Annotated in this window: 24 protein-coding genes; 12 read left to right on the top strand and 12 right to left on the bottom strand. The window is 68.7% G+C overall.

The window, feature by feature from the left end; genetic code table 11:
• Positions 1-239 precede the first annotated feature (239 nt).
• The gene (locus tag ESP51_RS00120) at positions 240-1,262 is read right to left on the bottom strand and encodes a zinc-dependent alcohol dehydrogenase family protein (RefSeq protein WP_129518849.1); all 1,023 of its coding nucleotides are present in this window, start codon (positions 1,260-1,262) and stop codon (positions 240-242) included.
• Between the two features lie 34 nt (positions 1,263-1,296).
• Positions 1,297-2,547 carry a multidrug effflux MFS transporter gene (locus ESP51_RS00115; protein WP_129518848.1) on the bottom strand — a complete coding sequence of 417 codons (1,251 nt, stop codon included), beginning with the start codon at positions 2,545-2,547 and terminating at the stop codon, positions 1,297-1,299.
• 146 nt (positions 2,548-2,693) lie between these two features.
• On the opposite strand from ESP51_RS00115, the gene ESP51_RS00110 reads away from it, so the two are divergent.
• On the top strand, positions 2,694-3,059 hold the full coding sequence (locus ESP51_RS00110; RefSeq protein WP_129518847.1) for a cyclophilin-like fold protein: 366 nt from the start codon (positions 2,694-2,696) through the stop codon (positions 3,057-3,059).
• A 43-nt stretch (positions 3,060-3,102) separates the two neighbouring features.
• Positions 3,103-3,981 (top strand): helix-turn-helix domain-containing protein, encoded by an 879-nt coding sequence (locus ESP51_RS00105; protein WP_129518846.1) that lies wholly within the window; start codon positions 3,103-3,105, stop codon positions 3,979-3,981.
• A gap of 46 nt (positions 3,982-4,027) precedes the next feature.
• Here ESP51_RS00105 and ESP51_RS21150 read toward each other — a convergent pair whose 3' ends face one another.
• Positions 4,028-4,150, bottom strand: a complete 123-nt coding sequence (locus tag ESP51_RS21150) for a hypothetical protein (RefSeq protein ID WP_277871056.1) — start codon at positions 4,148-4,150, stop codon at positions 4,028-4,030.
• A 319-nt stretch (positions 4,151-4,469) separates the two neighbouring features.
• Here ESP51_RS21150 and ESP51_RS00100 point away from each other — a divergent pair, with 319 nt between their 5' ends.
• The gene (locus ESP51_RS00100; protein WP_129518845.1) at positions 4,470-4,817 is read left to right on the top strand and encodes a hypothetical protein; all 348 of its coding nucleotides are present in this window, start codon (positions 4,470-4,472) and stop codon (positions 4,815-4,817) included.
• Between the two features lie 35 nt (positions 4,818-4,852).
• Here ESP51_RS00100 and ESP51_RS00095 read toward each other — a convergent pair whose 3' ends face one another.
• Positions 4,853-5,230 carry a hypothetical protein gene (locus ESP51_RS00095; RefSeq protein WP_129518844.1) on the bottom strand — a complete coding sequence of 126 codons (378 nt, stop codon included), beginning with the start codon at positions 5,228-5,230 and terminating at the stop codon, positions 4,853-4,855.
• Between the two features lie 345 nt (positions 5,231-5,575).
• On the opposite strand from ESP51_RS00095, the gene ESP51_RS00090 reads away from it, so the two are divergent.
• Together ESP51_RS00090 and ESP51_RS00085 are read left to right on the top strand one after the other, a co-directional pair.
• Complete coding sequence (locus tag ESP51_RS00090; protein ID WP_129518843.1) at positions 5,576-6,094, top strand: hypothetical protein; 519 nt, start codon at positions 5,576-5,578, stop codon at positions 6,092-6,094.
• Positions 6,095-6,103: 9 nt separating this feature from the next.
• Positions 6,104-7,024: a transglutaminase-like domain-containing protein gene (locus ESP51_RS00085; protein ID WP_129518842.1), complete on the top strand. Its 921-nt coding sequence runs from the start codon at positions 6,104-6,106 to the stop codon at positions 7,022-7,024.
• A 10-nt stretch (positions 7,025-7,034) separates the two neighbouring features.
• Here ESP51_RS00085 and ESP51_RS00080 read toward each other — a convergent pair whose 3' ends face one another.
• The 5 genes from ESP51_RS00080 to ESP51_RS00060 all read right to left on the bottom strand — a co-directional run bounded on the left by ESP51_RS00080 (position 7,035) and on the right by ESP51_RS00060 (position 12,418).
• Positions 7,035-7,712 carry a YcnI family copper-binding membrane protein gene (locus ESP51_RS00080; protein ID WP_129518841.1) on the bottom strand — a complete coding sequence of 226 codons (678 nt, stop codon included), beginning with the start codon at positions 7,710-7,712 and terminating at the stop codon, positions 7,035-7,037.
• Positions 7,713-7,825: 113 nt separating this feature from the next.
• Complete coding sequence (locus tag ESP51_RS00075; RefSeq protein WP_422386819.1) at positions 7,826-8,782, bottom strand: carbohydrate ABC transporter permease; 957 nt, start codon at positions 8,780-8,782, stop codon at positions 7,826-7,828.
• Positions 8,779-9,936, bottom strand: a complete 1,158-nt coding sequence (locus ESP51_RS00070; protein ID WP_129518840.1) for a carbohydrate ABC transporter permease — start codon at positions 9,934-9,936, stop codon at positions 8,779-8,781. Before ESP51_RS00070 ends, ESP51_RS00075 begins: the two co-directional genes overlap by 4 nt.
• A gap of 2 nt (positions 9,937-9,938) precedes the next feature.
• Entirely contained in the window at positions 9,939-11,165 is a 1,227-nt protein-coding gene (locus ESP51_RS00065; protein WP_241842893.1) for a sugar ABC transporter substrate-binding protein, read from the bottom strand.
• A 29-nt stretch (positions 11,166-11,194) separates the two neighbouring features.
• On the bottom strand, positions 11,195-12,418 hold the full coding sequence (locus ESP51_RS00060; RefSeq protein WP_241842892.1) for a LacI family DNA-binding transcriptional regulator: 1,224 nt from the start codon (positions 12,416-12,418) through the stop codon (positions 11,195-11,197).
• A 154-nt stretch (positions 12,419-12,572) separates the two neighbouring features.
• On the opposite strand from ESP51_RS00060, the gene ESP51_RS00050 reads away from it, so the two are divergent.
• From ESP51_RS00050 to ESP51_RS00030, 5 genes are all read left to right on the top strand, one after another.
• Entirely contained in the window at positions 12,573-14,564 is a 1,992-nt protein-coding gene (locus ESP51_RS00050; RefSeq protein WP_129518838.1) for a glycogen debranching N-terminal domain-containing protein, read from the top strand.
• Positions 14,565-14,694: 130 nt separating this feature from the next.
• Positions 14,695-16,326: a helix-turn-helix transcriptional regulator gene (locus ESP51_RS00045; protein WP_129518837.1), complete on the top strand. Its 1,632-nt coding sequence runs from the start codon at positions 14,695-14,697 to the stop codon at positions 16,324-16,326.
• Between the two features lie 118 nt (positions 16,327-16,444).
• Positions 16,445-16,771: a hypothetical protein gene (locus tag ESP51_RS00040; protein WP_241842891.1), complete on the top strand. Its 327-nt coding sequence runs from the start codon at positions 16,445-16,447 to the stop codon at positions 16,769-16,771.
• Between the two features lie 66 nt (positions 16,772-16,837).
• Positions 16,838-17,992, top strand: a complete 1,155-nt coding sequence (locus ESP51_RS00035) for a flavin-containing monooxygenase (protein ID WP_129518836.1) — start codon at positions 16,838-16,840, stop codon at positions 17,990-17,992.
• Entirely contained in the window at positions 17,992-18,528 is a 537-nt protein-coding gene (locus tag ESP51_RS00030; RefSeq protein ID WP_129518835.1) for a methyltransferase family protein, read from the top strand. Before ESP51_RS00035 ends, ESP51_RS00030 begins: the two co-directional genes overlap by 1 nt.
• On the opposite strand, the gene ESP51_RS00025 is transcribed toward ESP51_RS00030, so the two are convergent.
• Positions 18,518-19,897 carry an alpha-hydroxy acid oxidase gene (locus ESP51_RS00025; RefSeq protein ID WP_129518834.1) on the bottom strand — a complete coding sequence of 460 codons (1,380 nt, stop codon included), beginning with the start codon at positions 19,895-19,897 and terminating at the stop codon, positions 18,518-18,520. The two genes, ESP51_RS00030 and ESP51_RS00025, sit on opposite strands and share 11 nt — an antisense overlap.
• Positions 19,898-19,925: 28 nt before the next feature.
• Complete coding sequence (locus tag ESP51_RS00020; protein WP_129518833.1) at positions 19,926-20,660, bottom strand: FadR/GntR family transcriptional regulator; 735 nt, start codon at positions 20,658-20,660, stop codon at positions 19,926-19,928.
• 202 nt (positions 20,661-20,862) lie between these two features.
• On the opposite strand from ESP51_RS00020, the gene ESP51_RS00015 reads away from it, so the two are divergent.
• Together ESP51_RS00015 and ESP51_RS00010 are read left to right on the top strand one after the other, a co-directional pair.
• A complete protein-coding gene (locus ESP51_RS00015) occupies positions 20,863-24,333 on the top strand; it encodes a putative Ig domain-containing protein (protein ID WP_129518832.1) in 3,471 nt (1,156 codons plus the stop codon).
• Between the two features lie 174 nt (positions 24,334-24,507).
• A complete protein-coding gene (locus ESP51_RS00010) occupies positions 24,508-26,235 on the top strand; it encodes an alkaline phosphatase D family protein (RefSeq protein WP_479683762.1) in 1,728 nt (575 codons plus the stop codon).
• A gap of 20 nt (positions 26,236-26,255) precedes the next feature.
• Here ESP51_RS00010 and ESP51_RS00005 read toward each other — a convergent pair.
• On the bottom strand, positions 26,256-26,758 hold a 503-nt coding region (locus tag ESP51_RS00005; RefSeq protein WP_206737133.1), incomplete at its 5' end, for an OST-HTH/LOTUS domain-containing protein.

Genomic DNA, 26,758 nt, shown 5'->3' with positions numbered 1-26,758 from the left:
AAGTCTGTCGTCGTGCGCGAGAGCCTCGAGGAAACGGCTCTTCGTCAGGGTCATGAACGACGTGGTGCCGAGTTCGCAGTACGGGGGCGTCGAATGGCTTCTCCATGGAGGGGCCGCGGAGGAACCTCGGCCGCCGGATGAGTGTCGAGAGCGCGGGGCGGCGGGCTCCACGTGGCATGACGCGGAGCAGTGGGCGGCTTTGGGCGAAGTTCATCGGAGTCGTTCCTTGCCGCGTCCGGTCAGTCGATGGTGAGGAGCACCTTGATGGCGCGTCGCTCGTCCATGGCCTGGTACCCCTCGGCTGCCTGCACCAGCGGGAGGGTGAGGTCGAAGACCTTGCCGGGGTCGATCTTGCGGTCCCAGATCAGCTGGATCAGGTCGGGCAGGAACCGGCGCACCGGGGCGGGGCCGCCGTGCAGGTGGACGCCGGAGAAGAACAGCCCGAGCCCGTCGAGGGAGACGTCGTGGGAGACGCCGACGTACCCGACGTGCCCGCCGGCCCGGGTGGCGCGGATCGCCTGCATCATCGACTCCTGGGTACCGACCGCCTCGATGACGCTGTGTGCACCGAGCCCGTCGGTGAGTTCCTTGATCTTCGCGACGCCCTCGTCGCCGCGTTCCTCGACGATGTCGGTCGCGCCGTACTCGCGGGCGAGTGCCTGCCGGTCGGTGTGGCGGCTCATCGCGATGATCCGCTCAGCGCCGAGCTGCCTGGCGGCGAGGATGCCGAGCAGGCCCACCGCGCCGTCACCCACGACCGCGACCGTCTTGCCCGGCCCGACCTCGGCCGCGACGGCGCCGAACCATCCGGTGCCGAGCACGTCGGATGCGGCCAGCAACGACGGGATGAGCTCGGGGTCGGGCTGGCCGGGGGTGGCGACCAGGGTGCCGTCCGCGAGCGGAACCCGGAGGAACTCCGACTGGGCGCCGGTGGCGGCACCGGGCTGCCGGTGGATGCAGAAGGTCTGGTACCCGGCGTGGCAGATCTCGCACGTGTTGTCGGAGGCGAAGAACGATCCGACGATGAAGTCGCCGACCTTGATCTTCTTCACCTCGGCTCCGATCTCGGTGACCACGCCGGCGTACTCGTGTCCCATGGGCGTGTGGTCGACGGGCTCGGCGCCGCGGTAGGGCCACAGGTCCGATCCGCAGATGGACGAAGCGGCGAGACGGACGATCGCATCGGTGGGTTCGACGATGGTCGGGTTCTCACGCTCCTCGACCCGGACATCGCCGGGTGCGTGCATGATGACTCCGCGCATGGTTGCTCTCTTTCTGTCGAGGTCTCTCGGAGGTCTATCGGAGCGCCGGCTCGGTCGCGGGTTCGCCGACGGGCTCGATGGTGGTCGCCCTCCGCCTGCCCAGGACGAGGAACGCGGCACCGGCCAGGGTGACCGAGGTCACGGTGACCAGGCCCAGCGGCAGGATGCTGGTGGTGCCGGCGACGCCGACGAGCGGGGCCGCGAATCCGCCGAACCCGAACCGCACCATGCCGAGCAAGGAGGATGCGGTGCCGGCCATCTGCGGGTACTCCGCAAGGGCGAGGGTGGTGGCCGGTGGGGACGAGATGGCGACGCCGCTGGCGAGGGTGAACAGGGACACGATGACGACCGGCAGCGGCATCGGTGCGATCCCCGCGAGCAGCAGGCCGGCCGCGCCCAGCCCGGTGACGAGGACACCGACGGTGAGGGTGCCGGAGATGCTCCACCGTTCGGAGCTGCGCCCGGCGAGGTATCCGAAGACCATGAATCCGGCGGAGTTGAGCCCGAACGCCGCCGCGTACGCGAGCGGCGTCAGACCGTAGATGTCCTGCAGCACGTAGGTGGCGCCGGCGAGGTAGGCGAACAGTGCGGCGTAGAGGAAGCCCTGGTTGAGCACCGCCCCCAGGAGTACGCGGTCGGCGAGCAGGGTACGGAAGTCGCTCAGCGTCTGTGCAAACCCGCCGCGGCTGCGGTGTTCGACCGGGAGAGTCTCCGGGAAGATCAGCAGGGCGGTCAGGAGGATGGCGGCGCCGATGACGGCGAGGAACACGAACAGGCCACGCCAGTCGGTGAAGGTGTTCAGCAGTCCGCCGAGAAGCGGTCCGACGATCGCGGCGAACCCGCCGACCACGGTGAGCCGGCCGTAGAACCGGATCAGTGCGCCGCCGGAATAGATGTCGCGGCCCGCGGCCTGCGCGATCACGATCCCGACCCCGCCGGCCAGGCCCTGCACCAGCCGGGCGAAGATCAGGACCTCGACGGTGGGGCTGAGGGCGCACAGCGCGGAGATCACGATGTAGGCGATGATGCCGACCAGGAGGATCCCGCGTCGACCGAACCGGTCAGAGAGCGGCCCTGCGATCAGCTGTCCAGCGGCGAGGCCGATCAGGCACGCCGTGACCGTGAGCTGCGCGACGGATGCAGCCGCACCGAGCTCGATGGTCAGCGCGGGCAACGCCGGCAGGTACAGGTCCATCGAGATCGGGCCGAACACCGTGAGCAACAGCAACAGGGTCGGCAGCGATCGCTGCACAATGGCCCGCCGGGGCGCGGAGGTATTTGGCATGATCCAAGTCTTCGTGCCCGTTCGGAACGGCGGGAGTCACTGACGAGGGATGTACTGGGAGGGAACCCTTCCTGACCGGCGGGAGGCCTACGGTAGGCCGGAGGGCGCGACGCTGGTCCCGTCCACGTCGGAACGGAGGCCCACCTGTGCGCATTCACGTCACCCTGAGCTCTGGCGACGAGTTCGACGCGACGTTGTACTCGAACCCGGTCGCCGCCGACCTCGCCGCACGGCTCCCACTCGATCTGAGCTTCACGGACTTCAACGGGGTCGAGAAGGTCGCCCGTCTCGACAGCCCGCTTCGTGTGCGCGGCGTTCCAGACCGTGACGGTCCTGCACCGGCGGAGATCGGCTACTACGCCCCCACCCAGGGCGTGGTCCTGTACTACGGCGACGTCGGCACCTGGCCGGGGCTCGTGCGTATCGGCCGGTTCGACTTCGATCTCGACGTGCTGCGTCGCTTGCCCGACGGCTTCACCGCGCAACTCGCTCGTTCGGGAGGGGTGCTCTGAGAGGGGATCCCTTTTCAGGGGGTGTCGGACTTACCCTGACGGTATGGACAATCGAGCGGATGTACGCGAGTTCCTCATGACTCGCCGTGCGCGTGTCTCGCCCGAGGCGGCCGGGATCCCGTCGGGATCGAACCGGCGCGTCTTGGGGTTGCGGCGCAGCGAGGTCGCGGCTCTCGCGGGCGTGAGCGTGGAGTACTACGCCAAGCTGGAGCGCGGCGCCATCGCCGGCGCGTCCGCCGCCGTCCTCGACGCCGTGTCTCGGGCGCTGCAGCTGAGCGACGCCGAACACGCGCACCTGCTCGATCTGGCTCGCGCAGCCGACGGCATCCCCTCCTCCGGTCGTTCCCGCCGGCGCGCCACCAAGTCCGGTCCGCCGCGGCGCAGCCTCGAGTGGGCGCTGGAGTCCATCACGGACGGGGTCGCCGTGGTCCGGGACCAGCGCCAGAACCTCTTGGCGACGAACGAGCTCGGACGAGCGTTCTACTCGCCGTTGATCGGAGATGGCGGGCGGACCCCGAACTTCGCGCGCTTCCAGTTCCTCGACCCGGCTTCACACGACTTCTACCCCGACTGGGACCTGTTCGCCGACATGTGCGTCGCCGTCATCCGCGCCGAAGCCGGACGCGACCCCCACGACAAAGGCATCCAAGACCTCGTCGGCGAACTGTGCACCCGCAGCGAACGGTTCCGGACCCTCTGGGCCGCGCACAACGTCCGAACCCACGGCGCCGGCACGAAGCGGTTCCAGCACCCGGTCGTCGGCGAGCTGACGCTCGTGTACGAGGAGCTCGCGATCACCGCCGAACCGGGGCAGGTCCTCCTGATCTACACCGCGGAACCCGGCTCGGCGTCGGCGGATCGGCTGCGCCTGCTGGCGTCCTGGGCCGCGGAAGCTCACGCAACGCCGTTCCCGTCGGCCTGACTCCAGAGGCGCCGCGCCTCGCGCGCCGCGAACTTCTCCGCCTGATTCAGGCGGCTGCCGGCTCCCAGGCGAATCCGTCGGGGTCGGTGAATGCGCCGGCACTGCCGAAGCCGCGCCTGAGGTAGAACTGCATGCTCGCGTCCACGTTCTCGGCCCCGAGCAGCAGCATGAGTTGGTCGATTGGGCATCCGCAGCTCGAAAGCGCACGTGATCGTGCACTCCGAAGGCCGCGGAGGTGAAGGCACCCGCGGCGGTGGGTCCGGGCACGTCGAGGGTGACGGATCGAATGGAGGTCCTGAGCAGGAGGGTCATGATCGTGACTCTAGGCAGCGGGCTTCGCGGCCGCTTCTCCGAACGTGATGGATGTGTTCCGACGATTGGCAACCCCGTTGACGCTCGGTTGCGGCGCGGGTAAACCCGAAGAGGTGCGTGGGATCCAGTGCGCCGCCGAAGCGCACAGCGCCCCGCCGGGAAGGGGAAGAACCGAGATGACCGTGAAGCTCAACCAGACCGGACTCCGGCACGCGAGGTCGCTCGTTCGCGACGGCAAGGTCGTGCGCGACGAACGCGACGACTGGAGCGAGCACGCCCCGAGCGCCGACGACGAGAACGACTTCATCGACAAGCACGGCTGGACCGAGTACGGCAAATGGCACCTCGGCGTCGACGACGACGAGGACCGCGAGACGAAGGGCCACTACAGCTTCCCGTACGGCGACTTCCGCAAGGTGCACCGCTGCGGGGTGATCTCGCTCGAGAGCCGCGCCGGCCAGTTCGACCACGACGACATCCGCGACGAGTCGAAGAAGCTGCTGGAACTCATCGACGAGGACTGAGCGGATGCCGCCCGGCCGGTCACTGCTGTATCAGGTCAACTTGCGTCGTGGACGCACTTGAGGTCGAAGCGATCGACACGCACCGCGCCGGTCACCGGGTCGGCGATGAAAATCGCCCGCGCCATGATGCGGCTGCCGGCTTCGTCGGACAGGACGTCGAGGAGCCTGAACACGAAGGCTCCGTCGGTCTCCACGAACGTGCTCGTACCGCCACCCTCGAACCCAGAGCTGGTGGTGACCGACGATACGCCGTGCTCGATGAAGCGATCACCGTGATGATGCTGGAAGAAGGTGTGATCGATGGTGACCGTGTGGATCAGACCGGTGCACGGGTTGACGTCGGGGAACGTCTCCGAGAAGTCATCGATCGTCGGAGGGTCGGCCGCTGCCGGGGAAGCCAGCATCATCACCATGAGGGCGGAGACGCCGAGTGCGCCTGCGGTTCCCTTGAGCCAACCGACACCATGCGTTGCGCTTCGTCTTGTCATCGCTCCGTCTCCTTTGACCGGTAGCAGCGAGGCGACTGGTTGATGGCGTCGGATTCGGCCCGATGTCTGCACTCGCCGACGCCGCAGCGCTCCGTCCGCTGATAGGCCCAGTATTGCGCCGATCCATATCCGGCGTCCATGCCATATTGAGGAATGCTCGGCTAAGTTCGCACCCCGATCGGGGTGTAGTCGACCGGGCGCCGGTCGTCAAGCGCTGTGCACTCGCATGGGCCGGTGGAAGACTGGCGGGGGCATCGGAACGGAGGGGACATGACGAGACCGAAGACCGACACTGAGCGCGCCGACCGCCGCGCCGCGGGCAAGGCCGTGGCCGAGGCGAAGCATTCCGCCAAAGAGACGCGCAAGCTCGCGAAGGCGCTCTCGCGTGATGCCGGTGCGAGCCTCGCCGCAATCGAGGCATCGGCGCGCGCCGAGATCCGCGAGGCGAAGCGTGAAGTCGGCGATCGACCCCGTCGCGCCGAGCGCATGGCCAAGAAGGTGTCGGCTCGCCTCGAGGGCGCGTCGATGCGGATGACCCCGTACGCCGCCGATGCCGCGGCCGACGCGAAGCGACGCGCCAAGACGATCAAGCGGCATCGTGAGCAAGCGAAGCAAGTGCAGAAGATGGCGAAGTTCGTCGCGCTGCACGCGATCGTGGCATCCGTCGTCACCCCGACCGAAGAGCAGCAGCGCAAGGCCGATGAGAAACGGCGGCGCCGGCCGTCGGGCGCCGAGATGGATGCCCGGGGCGTGCTGCCGGTCTCGCAGAAGCGGGCCAAATCACGCTAGACCAGAGGGATGACCGACACGCTCCTCGATCCGTACCGCGCACAGAGCCTCTGCAGCGACCCTGGTCGCATGGCCGAGTGGATCGGCGAGGTGCCGCGCGATCTCGGCGAACTGCGACGGCTCGTCTCGGGCCTCGTCTTCCACTACCGGGCGAACGGAGACGTGGCCGACCACGGCTTCACCCCTGATCGGCTCGCCGAGATCGACCTGCGATACGCCGAGGAGCAGTTCGCCCGCCTCGCCGAGCTGAAGCCCGGGCCCCTCGGTGCAGCTCGCGAGTCCACCGAGCGCATCCTCGGCTGCTGCCGCGACTTCACCCTGCTCTTCGTCTCGCTCGCGCGCCGCATCGGCATCCCGGCGCGTTCGCGCGTGGGCTTCGGCGGGTACTTCGTCGACGGCTGGTGGCTCGACCATGTCGTCGCCGAGGTGTGGGACGCGGATGCCGCGCGCTGGCGCCTCATCGAGGCCCAGATGCACGAGGGCTATGTTGACGCCTCGACCGGAGCGCCGCTCGATCTCCTCGACGTGCCACGCGACCGCTTCCTCACGGGAGCCGACGCGTGGATCGCCGCGCGCGCCGGCCGGCTCGATCCCGAACAGGTCGCCGTGTTGCCCGAACTCGAGGCTCCCGAGCTGCGATCGTGGCGGTATCTCACCCACAATCTCGTGCTCGACCTCACGGCGCTCGACGGCCACGAGACCCTCCTCTGGGAGACGTGGGGCGTCGACGACGAGATCGGCGCCGACGGACCGGATGCCGCGGTCGCCGCCGACCTCGACCGCATCGCGGCACGCATCGCCGACCCGGCCGTCACCCCGCCCGAGCTGCACGAGCTCGCCGACGACGCCCGGTTCCGCGTGCCCGAGGTCGTGACTCGCGTGTGGCCGCTCGACGGATCGTCGCGGCGGGTCTCGTTGCGCACAAGGTGATGCCGGCAGCCTATTCAGGCCGCTGAGGGCGTGTGTTCGGCCGGGGGCGGCGCGCGGCGAGCGCGAGCACGATACCCACGATGCCGGCGACGAGCCCACCGATGCCGAGCACGCGTGCCACCGGGTCGGAGCCCGGTGCGGCGGCATCCGGAGTCGCGGTTGCGGCCTCGGTCGTCGTGGCGGGGCCCTGGGTCTCCGCAGTCGCCGCGGTTACGAGGATGGTCGGTGCCGGATGCTCGGGCTCCGCGGCGCCCTCCTCGGCGAGCTGGTCCCAGTTCAGCTCGCCCTCGGCGCAGGTCTGGAGCACCGGGAACACGAGGGTCTCGCCGGCGGCATCCAGGGGCAGCACGACGGCGAGCTCGACCGTGGCGCGGATGCCTTCTTCGACCGGCGTGATCGCGGTGTACACGACCCGCGCGATGCGGTCGTCGTCTTCCACCCTCTCGACGGTCCAGTTCGGGTGGAGTGTCGGCGCGGCGGCCATGATCGACTCGGGGAGGTCGATCGTGAGTGCCGTTGTGGGCGATCCGTCACAGCCATGACCGAACGCGAAGGTCAGCACGCTGTCGCTGCCGGCGGCGGTGCTGCTCGGCGTCACGGTCACGTGGGCGCTGGCCGCGACGGGCTCGGCGAGCACGAGGAGGACGGCTGCAGCGATCCCGGCTGCGACGATGACGCGAGCGGTCATAGTCAACGATTACGCCGGTCGAGGCCCGTGGGCAACCGGGTTGCGCGGCGACCATGACGTGAGATGACGGATGCCGCGGCGCGCGCCGCGACATCCGTCACCTCGTACCGCCCCTAGCCCTTCTCGGCGCCCGCCGTGGTGTTCATGATGCGGCGCTGGAACACGAAGAACAGGATCGCCACCGGGATCGTCATGAGCACCGCCGCCGCGAGCTGCAACGGGAACTGGTTGCCCTGACCGAGCTGCCCCGACACGAGCGACGCGACACCGGTCGTGAGGGTGTTCAGCTCGGGGCTCTGCCGCGACACGATGAAGTGACCGAGCTCGTTCCACGACCCCTGGAAGCTCAGGATGAAGAGCGTCACGAGCGCGGGCCGCGCCATGGGCAGCACGATCGTCCAGAACGTACGGAAGGATCCGGCGCCGTCGATGCGGGCCGCTTCCTCGACGCTGTCGGGGATCGAGTCGAAGAACTGCTTCATGATGAACACGCCCGCCGCCGTGGAGAGCAGCGGGATGATCATGCCCGCGTACGTGTCGTAGAGCCCGAGCTGCTGGAGGATCAGGAACCGCGGGATGAGCAGCACCACGCCTGGCACCGACAGCACTGCGATGAAGCCCACGAACACGATCGTGCGACCGCGGAACTTCAGCCGCGAGAGCGCATAGCCCGCGAGCGAGTCGAAGAACACACGTCCGAGCGTCACGATCACCGAGATCAGGATCGTGTTGCCCGCCCACAGTCCGAACGGCACGTCGCCGAACAGGCGCTCGTAGGCCGCGAACGTGATCGTCTCGGGCACGATCGCGAGCGGGTTCTGCGTGGCTTCGGCATCGGTCTTGAACGACGCCGACACCGACACGATGAACGGGTAGATGTAGACCAGCGCGAGCCCGACGAGGATCAGGTAGCTGAGCCACATCCCCGAACGCACGCGCAGCGGGATGCTGCGGCGGCGCTTGGCGGTCTTCGTGGGCTTCGGGATCGCGGATGCCGCATCGGCTCGCGTCGCGACGGGTGCCGCATCTCGCGGCTCGCTCGGCGCGTCGACGGGTGTCTTCGTGGTCACGACCGGCTCCCTTCGTGGGTGCCGGCGCCCGAGGGGAGCGCGCGATCGGCGGGGTCGGCGCCGACGGAGCCGGCCGCGGCATCCGGTTCCCTGGAGATCCTGCGCCGCCTGCCGGGTTCGCGTTCCTTCAGGATCCAGCGCTGCAGGAGGGTCAGCAGGATGATGAACACGAACAGGATGAACGCGATCGCGGCGCCCTGGCCCCATTTCAGCTCGTCGAACGAGGTGTTGTACGCGAGGAAGGCCGGGGTCGAGATCGTGCCGCCCGCGGTGGCGCCGCCGAGCACGTAGATCTGGTCGAACACCTGCCAGGAGCCGATCAGGCCGAGGGTCAGCACCGTGAAGAGCGTGGGCCGCAGCATCGGCAGTGTGATGGAGAAGAACTTCCGAATCGGCCCGGAGCCGTCCATGAGCGCCGCCTCGTCGATCTCGGCGCCGATGCTCTGCAGGGCCGCGAGGAAGAGCAGCATGAAGGTGCCCGACGTCGTGAAGATCGCGAGCACGATGAGCGAGCTCATCGCGACCGAGGGGCCGGCGAGCCAGTCCCACCAGGTGACGCCGAGCGGACCGGCCGCCTCGAGCGCGGGCGGTGGGCTGGTGATCCCGACGCCCGCGGCGATGTTGTGGAAGATCCCGTTCGGGTCGTTCAACCAGTTGGGGCCGCTGATGCCGAAGAACGCGAGCACCGCGTTCACCGCGCCGGAAGCCGTGAACAGGAACTGGAAGACGATCACGATCGCGACGGTCGAAGTGACCGACGGGAAATAGAACGCGGTGCGGAAGAAGCCGCGGCCGCGCAGCACCGCGCGGTTGACCTGCACGGCGAGCAGCAGCGCGATGATCGTCTGCAGCGGCACCACGAAGACCACGTACCAGAGGTTGTTGCGCACCGAGGTGCCGAAGTTCTGCTGGTCGAGGCCGGGATCGACGGTGATCGCGGCGTAGTTCTCGAGCCCGACGAAGTTGACCCGGGGGTTCAGCGGTGACTGGAAGCCGTTCCAGTCGCTGAAGCTCACCCAGAAGGCGAGCACGATCGGGATGACGAGGAACACCACGACGAGGCCGACGGCGGGCGTGACGAAGAGCCAGCCCGCGCGGGCCTCGCCGCGGCGGATGCCACCGCCGCGACGAGGCCCTTGCGCAGAAGCGCTCATGATCAGCCGTTCGCCTCGTCGAGCGCGGCCTGTAGGTTGGTCTGCAGGCCGCCGAGCACGCCGGCGGGGTCGGTGAGTCCGTCCGCCTCCAGCTGCGAGTTGAAGTCGGTGATCGCGGCGGCCGCCCCGGCGAAGGCGACCGGGCTCGCCGCGTAGTCGACGCCCGCGACGAACGCCGCGTTCTCGGGGAACTGCTCCGCGTACGCCGCGGAACCCGACTCGGTCGACGGGATCACGCCGAACCCCTCGGCGAACGCGAGCTGCTGCTCGTCGCTCGTGAGGTACTCGACGAGGTCGGTCGTGACGTCGAGCGTGGGCGATCCGGCCGGGATGCCCCAGCAGTTGCTGAATGCGAAGGTCGACTGGCCTCCCGCACCCGCGGGGAGCTCCACGCTGATGTACTTGCGGTCGGGGAAGTCGTTTCGCAGGGCACCGTTGATCCAGGGTCCCTCGATGACCATCGCGGCCTTGCCGAGGCCGAACGCCTCGCCGGCCCAGCCCGCCTCGAGATCCTGCGGGAACTTCAGCGCGCCGGCGTCGATGAGCGACTGGGCGTACTCGAGGCCCGCGACGTTCTCGGGGGAGTCTGCGGTGACGGTGTCATCATCGACGAGCTCGCCGCCGGCCTGGTTCATGAACACGCCGAGGCGTGCGTACTCGCGGCCGAACGAAAGGCCGACCGTCTCCGGCGTGGTGAGCTTCTGCGCAGCGGCCGTGAGTCCGTCCCAATCGGTTGGGATGTCCGCATCCGTGAGCCCTGCGGCCGCCCATGCGTCGGTGTCGATCTGGAGGCCGAGAGTCGAGAAGTCCTTCGGCGCGCAGTAGAACTGGTCGTCGTAGGTGAACTGCTCCCGCAGAGCCGGGAGGAACTCGTCGGCGTTCGCGAGGTCCTCGGCGTAGGGCTCGAGGAAGCCCTGCCCGGCGTATGTCTGGAACTGGTCCCACGGCATGTAGAAGAGGTCGGGCGGCTCGTTGCCCGCGAAGCCCTGGCCGAGCTGCTGCACGAGGTCGTTCGCGAGAATGAGCTCGACAGTGTTGCCGGTCTCCGCGCCCCATGCGTCGAGCGCCTCCTGTACTGCGGTGCTCTCGGCGTCGCCGGACGCGGCGATGAGCATGGTGAGCTCCTGCCCGCTCGCCTCCCCGCCGCCTCCCCCGCCGGGAGAGCACGCGGCTAGGGTGGTGATGAGTCCCGCCGCGGCAACGGCGGCACTCCATTGTGATGTCCTCACGATGTATCCCTTCGATGTGATTGCCGGCCTCAGTCGCCGGTTGTCGCGTCGAGTTGCAGGTGGCTAGGCCTGCGCTCGACGAGTCGGGGCGCGAGGAGCCGATTCGTCGGCTCCTCGTCGTCGCCCGGGTTCGGAAGCACGTCATCGCCTTCCGGCCCGAACAGGAGTGCGAGTGCTGTCGCTGCGACCTCGTCCAAGGGCTGCTCGACACTCGAGAGGCCGACGGCGGCAGCGATCGGTGTGTCGTCGAAACCGATGACGGGCAGTGCAGGCCGGCCGGACATGCGGGCAGCGGTCATCGCGCCGAGCGCGAGCGAATCACTCGCGCAGACCAACGCATCCGGTGGCTCGGGCAGGGAGAGGAGCTCCATGGCGCACCGAGTGCCCTCGGTCACGTCGTCGGGGGCCCTTCGCGAGTACGTCCGCTGATCCGTCGCGCTCAGGCCGGATTCGGCCTCCCAGCCCGACCGGCGTTCGTTTCCGTTGCCCGAAGTCTCGGTCCATCCGATCCACCCGACGCGTTGCGCGCCATGGGCTCGCAGATGGCGCACGGCTTCGCCGACTCCGGCGCGGCCGTCGACATCCACCCAGCGATGGTGAGGGGTCTTCGCATCCCAAGGTCGTCCGAATGACACGAACGGTATGTCCTGCTCGACCAGCCACGCGATGCGAGGGTCGCCGTATTCAGTCGCCGAGAGCACGAATGCGTCAGCATCCGACCCCTCATGCAGGCGGCGGATGCGATCGATCTCCTCGACGGGATCGCCGGCAGTGAAGAGCATCACACGCAGGTCTCGCGCGTCGGCCTGCTCGGTGAGTTTGCGCACGAACCGGTCGAGTATCGCGCTGGAGATGCCATCGGGCGGGAGGGGGGCGAGCCGCACGCCGATCGTCGAGGACTTCCTCGTTCGCAGCCGACGCGCGGACGCGTGGGGTCGATAGCCCAGTTCGTCGATCGCAGCGAGGACCCGGGAACGCGTGGCCTCCCTCACGGTCGAGGGACTGTTGATCACGTTCGAGACGGTCTGTTTCGACACGTGTGCGAGACCAGCGACGTCCTGGATGGTCGGCATCCGCGTGATCTCCTGATCCGCGGCGGCGTTGGGTCGGTACCCCAGCTCGTCGATGGCGGCGAGGACCCGGGAACGGGTGGCCTCTCGCACGATCGACGGGCTGTTGATCACGTTCGAGACGGTCTGTCGCGACACCTGCGCGACGCGAGCGACGTCTTCGACGGTCGGCATCCGCGTCATCTCCCGCCTCCTTTGGCTTGAGCGTCAGGGCCTGGGACAGCCACGACCGCAATTTTTTGATCGATCTATCAAATCTTGCTAATGTTGCGCCGAGTTCGACCTCAATGTCAAGTCCGTTACCGCCAACACCCTCCAATAGCTCCGGGAGCACCTTGTGACCGCACCTCTCCAGCCGTTGCTTCACGAAGCGATCATGGTCCTGCGCGCACCGACGCAGTTCTGGTCCGCCCCCGACGGGAGTGTCGATCCGGCCGCCGTCCACGGCGTCTATCACTCCGACACGCGACTTCTGCGCGGGATCGGCCTGACCGTGAACGGCCAGGTGCCCGAGTACCTCTCGGGTGGGGGCGAGCGCAGCAACACCGTGCGGATCTCCTCGTTGCTGCGAATGCTCGACGACCCGTCGCCAGACCCCGCCGTTCGGCTCATCGTCGATCGAACCGTCGAAAGCTGGGGGGCCACCGACACCCTCACTCTCCGCAACCGACGAGCTGTCACCGTCACCGCCGCCATCGTGATCGAACTCCATCCCGACGCGACGCCGGTGGACCACGTCAAACTCGGCATCGGCGACCGGGCGGATGCCCCCGCTGTCGCGGTCGTAGAGGGCGTTGCCGCCTGGAGCCTCGAACATGTCCACGCCACTCTCCGTGCCACCGGCCTCGACCTGGAGTTCGGCGACGGAGTCATCCGTCTCTCCGCAGAGCTCGAGGTGCCACCCAACGGGCACGCACAGGTCTCCTGGCGGCTCGAAGCGCACGACGCGCAGGCCGTCGTTCAGGGTGTCGACGGCCCGGCCCCTTGGAGCGCGCCTTCGATCGAAGGCGTCGATTCACGACTCGCCCTGTGGATCGACCGAGCGCTCGCAGACCTCGACGGGCTCCGCATGACCACCGTGCGCCAACCCGAGGCGGAGTTCATCGCCGCGGGCGCACCGTGGTTCTTCACGTTGTTCGGTCGTGACTCGATCTGGACGGCGCGATTCATGCTCCCGCTCGGCACCAAGCTCGCGGGCGACACCTTGCGTGTCCTCGCGGGGCTGCAGGGCGTCGAGGTCGACGAGAGCACCGCCGAGGAACCGGGCAAGATCATGCATGAACTGCGCCGGGCCACCGTCGCGCTCAACGAAGACGGTGGCCGGATCCCACCGCTCTACTACGGAACCGTCGACGCGACCGCGCTCTGGATCACGCTGCTCGCCGAGGCCTGGGACTGGGGCCTGCCCGACGCGGAAGTGCGAGCGTTGCTTCCCAACCTGCAATCCGCACTTGCATGGATGCGGGATCACGGTGACGCCGACGGGGATGGGCTTCTCGAGTACATCGACGCCTCCGGCCGAGGTCTGGCGAACCAAGGGTGGAAGGATTCCGACGACTCGGTGCAATGGCGAGACGGCTCGCTGGCCGAAGGCCCGATCGCCCTCGTGGAGGTGCAGGGGTACGCCTACCAGGCTGCGCTTCGCGGAGCGGAACTCCTCAATGCCTTCGGCGTGCCCGGCGCCGAGGAGTGGCACAGGTGGGCAGCGCGGCTGCGCAGCCGGTTCCACGAGAAGTTCTGGGTCGAGGACTCCACAGGCCCCTATCTTGCGGTGGCGCTCGATGCCGCCAAGAACCCCATCGACACGTCGACCTCGAATGTCGGGCATCTGCTCGGAACGGGCATCCTCGATGCCGCACAGGTTGAGCTCGTCGTCGACCGCATCACCGACCCCGCCCTCGACTCGGGGTATGGCTTGCGAACGCTGTCGACGGAGTCCGATGGCTACTGGCCCCTCAGCTACCACGGCGGCTCCGTCTGGGCCCACGACACCGCGATCGCGGTGCTCGGTCTGGCCAGCGAAGGTCGCGGCGAAGACGCGGCAGGACTCATCGAAGGGCTGCTGCGCACCGCCGCCGCATTCGACTATCGCGTCCCGGAACTTCACTCCGGCGACCCGTCGGCGGAAGTCGCCCTGCCCGTGCCGTACCCGGCAGCCTGTCGCCCCCAGGCCTGGTCGGCCGCCGCATCCATCGCGGTACTCACCGCCGCGCTGGGTCTTTCCCCGGAGGGCGACCGCGTACGGATCAACCCGATCACCGCATTCAAGGACAGCACGATCACGGGTCTCGCTCTCGATTCAGTCGAGGCGGACCTGGCCGTCGCGTAATCGGGGAGCCCTGTCGGCCCCAATGCCAGCCCTTGCCGGGCGCATCGAGCAGGGGTACCGTGACGAATATCCGACGGGCGCCCGGCGCGCTGCCCGGGGGCGCTGGGCGCCCACCGCCGAAAGGCACGCCATGGCCTCGTCCGTCGTTCTCGATCGTGGTCGCTCGGCCTTCGCCGAGCATCGATGGACTGAGGCCTTCACCGCATTGAGCGAGGCCGACGGAGAGGGTGCGCTCGAGGGAGCCGACCTCGAGCGACTCTCCACCACGGCGCTCCTGCTCGGTCGCGAGGAGCTCGGGGTGGAATTCGCGACGAGGGCGCATGAGGCATTCCTCGAGGTCGGCGACCAGGAGGGAGCGGCTCGGTCCGCCGCATGGATCGGCATGTACCTCATGGGCCACGGCGACATGGCGCAAAGCGGCGGCTGGCTCGCTCGAGCGAATCGCATCGCGGAGAGCGGCGGCGGCGCGGAGTCAGTCGAGGGCCTCTTGCGGATCCCTGCCGGTCTCGGAGCGCTGTACACCGGGGACCCGGACGGTGCTGCCCTCGCGTTCGCCGAGGCGTTCACGATCGGCGATCGACTCCACGATCGCGACGCGATGGCATTGGCGCACCTCGGGTTGGGTCAGGCCTGGATCATGCTCGGTCACACCGACGACGGTCTCGCGCTCCTCGATGAGGTGATGGTCGCCATCATGGCCGGCGAGGTCTCGCCCGTGACGTCCGGAATCGTGTACTGCTCGGTCATCGGAAGCTGCTACCTCGCGTTCGACGTGCGCCGAGCCCAGGAATGGACCATCGCGCTCGACCGCTGGTGCGGGGCGCGACCCGACATGGTGATGTACAGCGGCCAGTGCCAGGCGTTCCGTGCCGAGCTGTACCGCCTGCACGGCGCATGGGCCGATGCGCTCGAAGCGGCCCGAGCGGCCGTCGAGCGGGTTCGGCGCGGAGACTGGCACGGCGCATGGCGGGCCTGGTACCAGCAGGCTGAGGTGCATCGCTTGCGAGGCGAGTTCGACGCGGCGGACAAGTCGTACCTGCGCGCCGCGGAATCGGGATACCCGCCGCAGCCGGGCTTGGCGCTCCTTCGACTCGCGCAGGGCAACGTGCGGCTCGCGCGATCCATGATCCGTCAGGTGTCCGAGGAGGCCGACCTGCCGACCCACAACCAGTTGCTTCCCGCCGTCGTCGAGATCGAACTCGCCGCGGGCGATGTCGAGGCGGCTCGGCGGGCGGCAGACGAGTTGGCCGAGGGAATGCCCCGCGACGCGAAGCCGCTCCTGCGGGCCGTCGCCGCGCGCTGCGACGGCGCGGTGCGACTCGATGAGGGCAATCCGCGTGGAGCGCTGAGCTCGCTCCGCACCGCATGGGCATGCTGGCAGGAACTCGAGGCGCCGTACGAGGCGGCACGGTGCCGCGTGCTCACGGCGCGTGCCTGGCGGGCGCTCGGCGATGAGGCATCCGCTTCGATGGAATTGGATGCCGCGAGGGCGACGTTCCTCGAACTCGGAGCTGCGCCAGACGTGGCCGCCGTCGACGCACTGTCGCGACGTGGCCCGTCGGCCGCGTTCGGACCGCTCACACCTCGAGAGGTCGAGGTGCTGCGGCTCGTGGCATCCGGGAAGACCAACCGGGCCATCGCCGGTGAGCTCTACCTCAGCGAGAAGACCGTGGACCGGCACCTCAGCAACATCTTCTCGAAGCTCGGGATCTCGTCGCGGGCCGCGGCGACGGCGTACGCCTACGAGCACGCGCTTGTGTAGCGCAGCGGCCCGGCGTGGAGGCGTAAGGGGAACCGTCGGTGAACGCCATCCATATGGGTATCCGCATATGGGTGATTCCCCCGATGTCGCGACTCGACGCCGTTCGTAGCTTTGAATCATGGATCTCGCCGTGCTCGCCGGCATCCTGTCAACCGGCCTCTTCGCCATGAGCTACCTGCCCATGCTGGTGAAGGCCGCGCGCACGAAGGACCTCTCCTCGTACAGCCTCGGGAACATCGCGATCACCAACGTGGGCAACGCCGTGCACTCGCTGTACGTGTTCAGCCTGCCCCTCGGGCCGATCTGGTTCCTGCACACGTTCTACCTCGTGGCATCCGCGCTCATGCTCATCTGGTTCCTGCGGTACCGCAGGGCGTGGGAGCGGGGACGCGCGCCGATCGCGGCCCAATCCGAGCCGCGGATACGGGTCGCCAGCACGTCGTAGATGGTCTGACTCCAGCGCGTCGGTCGGTATGAACCTCGTTCACACGTTCGATCAGGGAGGCACGACATGATGCTCGACAGCACGGAGACCGTCGACACCGTCGTCATCGGCGGCGGCCAGGCAGGTCTCGCACTGGGTCGCGAACTGGCGCGACAGGGTCGCGAATTCGTCATCCTCGACGCTGGGCGTCGGGTGGGCGACGCCTGGCGGCTCCGCTGGGACTCGCTTCAGCTCTTCACGCCCGCCAAATTCAATGGCCTTCCGGGGATGCCGTTCCCCGGCGATCCGCTCGCGTTTCCCGGTAAGGACGAGGTCGCGTCCTACCTCGAGGACTACGCGTCGCGTTTCGATCTCCCGGTGCGCACCGAGGTGCGCGTGGATCGGGTGCGACGCGAGGGCGAGCGCTTCGTGGCATCCGCCGGCAATCTGCGGTGGGTGTCCCAGAACGTCGTCGTGGCCACGGGCGGATGCCAGGCGCCGAAGGTGCCGGGCTTCGCCGATCAGCTCGCCGACCACGTCGTGCAGCTGCACTCGAACGAGTATCGGAACCCGTCGCAGTTGCCCCCGGGCCTCGTGCTCGTCGTCGGCATGGGCAACTCCGGTGCCGAGATCGCTCGGGATGTCGCGGCCACCCACCCCACGTCGATCGCGGGAACGCCGAGTGGTGAGCTGCCCGTGCGACCGACCCGTGCGACCGCGCGCTTCGTGCTCCCGCTGATCCGGTTCGCGGGCACGCACGTGCTGACCCGGGGGAATCGGCTGGGTCGTGCCGCCGCGGCGGCCTTCCGTGGAGCCCCGCTCGTCCGCACCAAGGTCGCGGATCTCGTGGATGCCGGTGTCGAACGCGTTCCGCGCGTCACTGGAGTGCGTGCCGGCCAGCCGGTCCTCGCCGACGGCACCAGCCCTGAGGTGTCGAGCGTGATCTGGTGCACGGGATACCACGACGACCTCGGCTGGATCGACCTGCCGGCGTTCGACGAACACGGCGAACCCCGCCACAACCGCGGCGTGGTGGAATCCGTTCCGGGTCTGTACTTCCTCGGTCTCGAGTTCCTCTACGCGTTCACCTCGGCGACGATCCCCGGCGTCGGGCGCGACGCCCGATACCTCGCTCGGCGGATGCCTCCGGCTTCGCCGGCCACGCATCCCGCGAAGGCCGGGCGGGTGGCCCGCAGCGGCCGCTCGGCCCACCTGGAAGCCGCGGCCGGAGGGAGTTCGTGATGGATCTCGTCGGCGTGTATCGCAACCTGCCCCTGCCACCGGGCCAGGTCGTCGGCATCATCGTCGGAGTCACGCTGGATCGGATGTTCCCGGCGCGGCTCCCAGGCCCGCGTGCTGCACACCGGGCAGTGGGTGCTCTCCTGCTCGTGTCGGGTGGTGCGCTCAATGCGTGGGCGCTGGCGGAACGGCGTCGTCGGACGACCGGGACGTTCGAGCTCGAGCAGCCGCAATCGCTCGTGACGACCGGCCCGTACGCGCGGAGCCGCCATCCGATGTACGTCGGATGGTGGTTCATCCATCTCGGGCTCGGCTTGCTGCGCAGCTCGGCCTGGGTGGCGGCGACCGTGCCCACCGCCGCGCTCGTCGAACACCCTGGCGTGGTCGACGAGGAACGAATGCTCGATCGCGAATTCGGCGACGAGTTCGCACGCTATCGCGAGCGCGTTCCTCGGTACGTGGCTGGGTGGCGACGTTCGGCGGCGGCGGGGACCCGGACGGCGGCGGGGACGACGGTGGTGGCGCGGCCTACTTCGTGACGGAGCTCCGCGACGCGGGCTTCGCTGACGCTGGCTTAGCAGTCGCAGGCTTCGCAGATGCCGCCGAGGCAGCACGCGGACTGCGCACCGTCTTCGGCTTCGAGGAGACGGCCGCTTCTGCGGCATCCGTCACCGGCCTCGCAATCGGCACGAGCCGCGCGAGCTGCGTCACGTGTTGCGGGCCGAGCTCGTCGAGCGTCGCCACTTCGAGCAGCGTCATCGTGCGCACGATCTCACTGCGGAGGATCTCGATCGTCTTGTCGACGCCGCGGCGCCCGCCGGCCATGAGGCCGTACAGGTAGGCGCGGCCGATGAGCGTGAACCGGGCGCCGAGCGCGATCGAGGCGACGATGTCGGCACCCGACATGATGCCCGTGTCGAGGTGCACCTCGAGGTCGGAGCCGACCTCGCGCGCGACGTGCGGCAGCAGGTGGAAGGGGATCGGCGCCCGGTCGAGCTGGCGTCCGCCGTGGTTCGAGAGCACGATGCCGTCGACGCCGCGGTCGGCGAGGAGCTTCGCGTCCTCCACCGTCTGCACGCCCTTGACCACGATCTTGCCGGGCCAGATCTCGCGGATGATGTCGAGGTCGTCGAACGAGATCGTCGGGTCCATCGCCGAGTTGAGCAGGTCTGCGACCGTGCCGCCCGTCGACGAGAGCGAGGCGAACTCGAGCTTCGGGGTCGTGAGGAAGTTGATCCACCACGCGGGGCGGGGCAGCGTGTTGAGCACCGTGCCGGGCGTGAGCTGCGGCGGGATCGAGAACCCGTTGCGCTTGTCGCGCAAACGGGCACCGGCGACCGGGGTGTCGACGGTGAAGAAGAGCGTGTCGAAGCCCGCCGCGGCAGCTCGGCGTGCGAGCTCGTAGGAGATCTCGCGCTCGCGCATGACGTAGAGCTGGAACCAGTTGCGCCCGTCGGGGTTCGCGGCCTTCACGTCTTCGATCGACGTCGTGCCGAGGGTCGAGAGGGTGAACGGGATGCCGGCAGCGCCCGCGGCGCCGGCGCCCGCGACCTCTCCCTCGGTCTGCATCATGCGCGTGAAGCCCGTGGGCGCGATGCCGAACGGCAGGGCGCTCGGTCCGCCGAGCACCTCACGGCTCGTGTCGACGATCGGCACGTTGCGCAGGATCGACGGGTGGAACTCGATGTCCTGGAACGCCTGCCGCGCGCGAGCGAGCGACAGCTCACCCTCGGCCGCGCCCTCGGTGTAGTCGAACGGCGCCCGCGGCGTGCGGCGCTTGGCGATCGTGCGCAGGTCGTCGATCGTGAGCGCCCGCTCGAGCCGACGGTCGGTGGGGTTGAGGGTCGCCTTCTTGAACTGCATGAGCTCGGTGAGCTCGCGGGGATTCGGGAACTGGCGCTTCACCATGGTGGGGTTCTCTCTGTCGTCTGGACGGTTACGTCGTCGGGGTGCGGGCGGGATCGATGAAGGTCTCGGCGTAGTAGCCCGAGATGTGGTCGTGGATACGAGTGCGGGCGGATGCAGCATCCGTGGCCCTGATCGCCTCGACGATGCCGCGGTGCTCGATTCGGAGGCGAGCGGATGTCGCGTGCCAATCGGTGAGGGCGGCGAGCCCCTGCAGCGCGTAGCCCTCGATGCCGCTGCGGAGGCCCGCCATCGTCGCGGTGATCACCTGGTTGCCGGATGCCTCGGCGAGCGCGAGGTGGAAGGCCGCGTCGAGCGCGAGGAATTCCTGGGGCGCGAGCGTGGGGGAGTCCATGGCGTCGAGCAGCCGGTCGGCCGCGGTGAGGTCGGGTGCGGGCGTCGCGTCGGCGAGGTCGCCCGCGACGGAGGACTCGAGGATGAGGCGGGTGCGCACGATGTCGGCGACGGGGAATCCGCTCGCCGCGACCTGCAGGCGCATGAGGGCGCTCATGCCGCCGCCCGGCGTCGAGATGATGATCGCGCCGGCGCTCGGCCCCGAGCCCGACTGGGTGCGGATGAGTCCGAGCACCTCGAGCACGCGGATCGCCTCGCGCACGCTCGAGCGGCCGACGCCGAGCTCGGTGGAGAGGGCGCGCTCGCCGGGGAGTCGATCGCCCGGACGCAGCCGGCCCTCGAGGAGCTGCGCCTCGATGTGCTCGAGCACGCTCTGCCAGGCACGGGGAGCGTCGGATGCGTCAGCTGCCATGCTGCTCGTCCTCTCGCCGCTCCGGTGTGGTCAGACCACGGTAGCACGTGTGGTCAGACCACAGAGACGGACAGCGATTACCAACTCACGGCTCGTGTTGCTTGACAGTCCGACTGGCCAGCCACCATAGTGGACAACGCTATCCAATCGAACTCGCCCAGGCGGCGAGTCGTGCCCCATCCGACGACGAAGGAGTCCTGTGATGCAACGTCCGTTCGAGCGGATCCGGCGGAGGTGGCTGAGCCTCGCGGCGATCGTGGCCGCATTCACGCTGGTGGCGACCCCGGCGCCCGCCTGGGCCGCCGATGAAGAGGCGCAGCACGTGGAGGTGTCGTTCCAGGAGAGCACGAGCGACGCTGGCTTCACGCACCCCGGCATCGGCGTGAGCGCCGACAACCTCCTGCGAGCACGCGAGCACGTGCAGGAGGGCGCCGAGCCGTGGGCGACCTATTACGACGCGATGGTCGCGACGAAGTACGCGTCGACGACGCTGCGTTCGGCGAACCAGTCCGCGGTGCTCGACCAGCCCGCGGTGACGGCGTTCAACTCGCAGGCGGTCCAGTCCAGGCTGATCCAGGATGCCTGGGGCGCATACACGCAGGCCGTGCTCTACGTGATCACGGGCGATCCCGTGCATCGCGACAACGGCATGCGGATCATCCGGATCTGGTCGAACATGGATCCTGCCGCCTACGCGTACTACCCCGACGCCCACATCCACTCGGGTGTGCCGCTGCAGCGGCTCCTCATGGCCGCCGAGATCTTCCGCTACTCGTCGGTGGCCGACGGCTACACGGCATACGACCTCGCCTGGCACGATTCGGACACCGCGAAGCTGACCGACAACCTCATCGTGCCGATGACCGAGACCTTCCTGCACACGAACTGGCGGTACCTCAACCAGCACATCTACCCGCTCATCGGAGCCATGTCGGGCTACATCTTCACCGACAACCGCGAACGCTACGACGAGGGCGTCGAATGGTTCACGGTCAACTCGACGACGTCGAGGCCCGAGCAGAACGGCGCGATCGCCGCGATCTATCCGCTGATCGACAAGAACGATCCGCTGAATCCCTACGGGTACAGCTTCGTGCAACACCAGGAGATGGGGCGCGACCAGGCGCACGGCTGGGACGACGTCAACACGCTCGGCGTCATGGCGCGCATCCTCACGGTGCAGGGCACCGAGGTCGATCCGGTCACCGGAACCCGCTCCACCGCGGATGACGCGGTGTCGCCGTATGCCTTCCTCGACGACCGGCTCCTCGACGGCGCGAACCAGTTCGTCGGCTACATGCTCGGCCACGAGATCCCGTGGATCGACACGACGGGAGGCGCGGGTGTGCTCTCGGAGGCGTATCGCGGGCGGCTGTTCAACCCGATCGATGAGATGTACCACGTCTATCGCTATGACCTCGGGCGCGACCTCGAGAAGGAGGCACCGCACCTCGAGCAGTGGCACGACCAGGCCGACGGCCCGATCTTCCACTGGGGCGCGAACCTGTACAACTTCTGGGATCCGAACCCCGACTACGCGCCCGACTACTGGCTCTCCCTGCCTGAGGAGGTCGCGGGCGTGACGCCTCCGGCTCCGACCGACGCGAAGGTGCAGCTCGAGCAGCGCGGCGTGCACATCGACGGCACCACGAACGTCGAAACCGAGGGCGACACCACGTTCGCGCGATTGAAGGCCTCGAAGGGCGGCAGCACGGTCGCCGTGCGCACGCTCATGTACGTGAGCCGCGCCGGCTACAGCCCGGTCGGCGTGCGGATCCGCACCGACGGGCCCGCGACGCTCGAGATCCGCAAGAATCCCGATCTCGCCCCGTACCATGTGCTGCGGCTGCCCGACACGCATGGCGAGTGGCGCTACGTCACGTACGACGTCGACACGAAGGTGCTGCCCGGCAGCACCTTGGGCGACAACCTCGCCTACTACACGGCGAAGGGCTCAGGCAACGTCAACGTCGACCTCGACCACGTCGAGCTCGAGGCGAAGACGAAGCTCGACATCCCCGCGTTCCCGCAGGGCTCCGCGACGAGGCTCGTCGGCGTTGCGGGCGCCGAATCCGCGCGCGACCTCGCCGCGACCGATCCCAAGGGCGCGACCCTCGAGTATGAGGCATTCGGGCTTCCTGACGGAGCGAGTGTGGATGCCGCATCCGGTCGCCTGACCTGGACACCCTCAGCGAAGCAGGTCGGCGACCACCGGTTCACGCTCGCGGCGTCGAACGGCGAGGTCACCACGACGCTCGAGGTCGAGATCGACGTCGCCGCCACCCGGCAGGCGGCGATCGAGGCGGCGCTCGCCGGCTACGACCCCGAGGAGCGATACGTGTCGGATTCGCTCGCCGAGTTCGAGTCGGTGCGCGCGAGCGCCGAGGCATCCGTCGACAGTGCCGACGACGCGACCTTCCTCACCGGACTCGCAGCGCTGCAGGAGGCCGTGGCCGCGCTGCAACTGCTCACCCCGCGCCTTGCCGACGATGGGTCGTTCGACTACCGCGGGCTCGTCAGCTCGACGCTGTCGGCGGCCAACGTCTCGAACCTCGTCGACGGCGACTTCAACACGACGACCGGCGACCTGCGTGCACCCTTCACGTTCGACTTCGGCGCCGGGTTCCGGGTCTCGGCCGACGCGATCGGGCTCCAGGCGCGTTACAACTTCGCCAACCGCTCGCAGGGCGCCAACGTCTACGGCTCGAACGACGGGCGCACGTGGACCCTGCTGACGTCGCGGGAGACCACGAACACGATCGCGCAGAACTTCGCGATCGAGACGATCCCGGTCATCGCCGAGCTGCAGGACTCGACGTGGCGGTATCTCAAGGTGCAGGTCGACCACCCCGGTGTGCCGACCGACCCGGTGTATCCCGGGATCTCCTCGTTCAGCGAGATCCGCGTCCACGGCGAACGCCACGAGATGGTCGACGCGATCGCTTCGGCCGCGCTCACGTCGACGAATGCCGAGGCGGGGAAGGCGGTGAACGGCGACACGGTCACGCTGACCTTGGTCGCCGAGCAGCCGCTCGCCGGTGTCGACGTGACGATCGAAGGACGCCCGGCGACGGCGTCGTCGAGCGATGGGCTCACGTGGACCGCGGAGCTCGTGCTGCCCGACGACGTCGACTACGGGAGGAACCTCGTGTTCGCGGCCGACTACCGCACTGTGGTCGGCGGCCAGGGCGCGACGGTCATCGAGACCACCGACGGATCGTCACTCGCCCTCTGGAACACCCACGTGAGCGCCCTCGAGGTCAAACGGGAATGGGTCGACGCCTCCACGGTACCGTGGCCGGGCCCCTCGGGAACGACGCAGGACAACGGATGGCGCCTGTTCGACGGCAATCTGGCGACCTTCCCCGACACCACCACACCGAACGGCTGGGTGACCGTGGTTCCCGCCGATGAGACGACGTTCACGTTCGACCTCGTGCGGATGCGGCCGCGGTCGACGCAGCTCCCGCGGGCGAACGGGACCGTGCTCCAGGGCTCGAACGATGACGGTGCGACGTGGCAGAACCTCGTCACCTTCACCGGTGTCTCGGCAGATCAGTGGTACAGCTTCCCGCTGCCGGCCGAGGCGCAGGTCGAACGGCTCCGAGTGCTCGACGAGCACGGCGGGCGGGTCAACATCGCCGAGGTGCAGTTGCTCCACGACGACCGCTGAACCGCGTCGAGGCGGGTGGGTGCTGCATCCGGCACCCGCCCGCCTCTAGGCGCGTGCAGCTGGGTCCGCAACCCCCTGCGAAGGTCGTGTGCATCGGCGGATACTTGCCGAGACGACGCTGCCGGCGTCGAGAGGGGAGCATACGGATGTCCCACATCGACACGCCGAACCCGCGTGAGCACGCCGAGCCGCACACCGAAGGTGTCGGGGTCTGAGGACAGCGCGTCCATGGCAAGATCACCGCTGCTGTTGGGTCCGATGCTGCGATACGTCGACGAGACCTCGGCCAGCATCTGGGTGGAGACGCGAGTCAGTTGCCGTGTGAGCGTCCATGCCGAAGGGCGATCGTGGCACGCACGCAGCTTCGCCGTGCACGGCCATCACTACGCCCTCGTCGAGGTCGATGGGCTCGAGCCGGGCACGGAGCGGCCGTACGAGGTGGAGATCGACGGTATGCCGGTATGGCCGGAGCCGGAGTCCGAGTACCCGGCGTCGACGATCGCCACGCTCACGCCCGGACGCCCACTGCGGATGGCCTACGGCTCGTGCCGCACGAGCGTCGCCCACGACAGGTCGGGGAACCGCACGCATGGTGTCGACTCGCTGCGCGCGTTCGCGCTCGCGGTGGCCGAGGGCCGCGACATCCGACCGGATCTGCTGCTGTTTCTCGGTGACCAGGTGTACGCCGACTCGACCACAGAGGAGATGCAGAAGTTCATCCGCAGCCGGCGAGACATCCGTGAGGAGCCCGGCGAGGAGCTCAAGGACTTCGAAGAGTACGCACACCTCTATCAGCTCGCGTGGTCGGACAAGGCCAATCGGTGGCTGCTCTCGTGCGTGCCGACCGCCATGATCTTCGACGACCACGACATCCGGGATGACTGGAACGCGTCGCTCGACTGGAAGAAGAAGATGGAAGCCACCTCATGGTGGCAGGGTCGTATCGTCGCGGGCTTGGCGTCGTATTGGGTGTATCAGCACGTCGGGAATCTGTCCCCCCGAGACCGCGCAGCCGACGAGTTGTGGCGACGGATCAGTGGGCACGACGGCACCGAAGCGCTCGACCTCAGCGATGCACTCGACGCGTTCGCCGACCGGTGCGACAAGGACCCCGACAGCTACCGTTGGAGCTACGCACGGGATATCGCCGAGGTGCGCCTGATCGTCGTCGACTCGCGGGTGGGGCGAGAGCTGACGCCGTCCGCTCGCGGGCTGCTGGATGCGCAGGAGCTGGCGTGGTTCAGCGAGCGGATGCGTGGCGGATTCCGACACGTTCTGGTCGCCAGCTCGCTCCCGTTCCTCCTGCCGCTGGGCCTGCACCACGTGGAGGCATGGGATGAGGCGATCGCCCAAGGCGCCTGGGGCAAGCCGGCCGCGTGGGTGGGGGAGAAGCTGCGGCAAGCGGTCGACTTGGAGCACTGGGCAGCGTTCCAGGACAGCTTCCAAGCGGTGGCGCGGATCGCGGCGGAAGTGGCGGACGGCGAACGCGGCCCCTCGCCGCTGACCGTCACCTTCCTCTCCGGTGACGTGCATTATTCCTACCTGGCAGAGGTGGAGCGCGGGGAGGGAGGCCGCATCCTGCAGGCGGTCTGCTCACCCGTGCGGAACCCCCTGCCGCGGTTCCTGCGCTGGTTCGCGGTCGTCATGTCGTACGGCGCGGCGACGCCCCTGGGGGCGGCGGCCGCCCGTTCGGTGAAGGTTCCCGATCCGCCGTTTCGCTGGAAGACCGTGAAGGGCCCATGGTTCGACAACAACCTGGCGGTGCTGCACGACGGCCCGGATGGGCTGACGATGACGTGGCGCACCGGTGTGGTCGATCACGGAGACGATCTGCACCCCCGGCTCGAGGAAGTGGCGTCGATCATCGTGCCGCCGAGGAGAGACAGCAGCGTGTCAGGCTGAGCGCGGTGGGATCGCCCGGCTCAGACCTTCTTCGGCCGGATCCGCACTCGGTTGCCGCCGGCCTCGTCGAGCTCGACCACCCCGCCGCGTGACTTCAGGAAGTCGGTGAACGAGGCGAAGCCCAGCCGGCGCTCCTGGAACGTGGGGTCCATGCGCAGCATCTGGTTCTTCACCGCGCGCATCGTCTGCCACTCCTCGTCGTTCTTCGCGCGCATGAGCTCGAGTGCCTTCAGCAGGAGGCGACCGGGATTGCGCGGACTGCCTGATGGCGCCTCGTCGTCGTCGCCCGCCGCTGACTGCTCCACGGGAGCCACGAACTTCATCGCCGTGGAGGGCGCCGTGGGCTCGTCGGGAGGACTCGTCGCGCCTCCGTCGACCACGACATCAGCGGATGCCGCATCCGCGGCCTTCTTCGTCGAAGCTCGCCGGCGACGGGCCGGTGCTGCTGCGGCGGCAGGCTCGGGCGCAGGCTCGGGTGCGGGCTCGGGTGCCGCAGCGACAGGAGCGCCGCCGCGCCCGCCCG

This window comes from Agromyces albus (genome assembly GCF_004134825.1).
Classification (GTDB): domain Bacteria; phylum Actinomycetota; class Actinomycetes; order Actinomycetales; family Microbacteriaceae; genus Agromyces; species Agromyces albus.
This window is presented reverse-complemented; position numbering and strand designations above follow the sequence as displayed.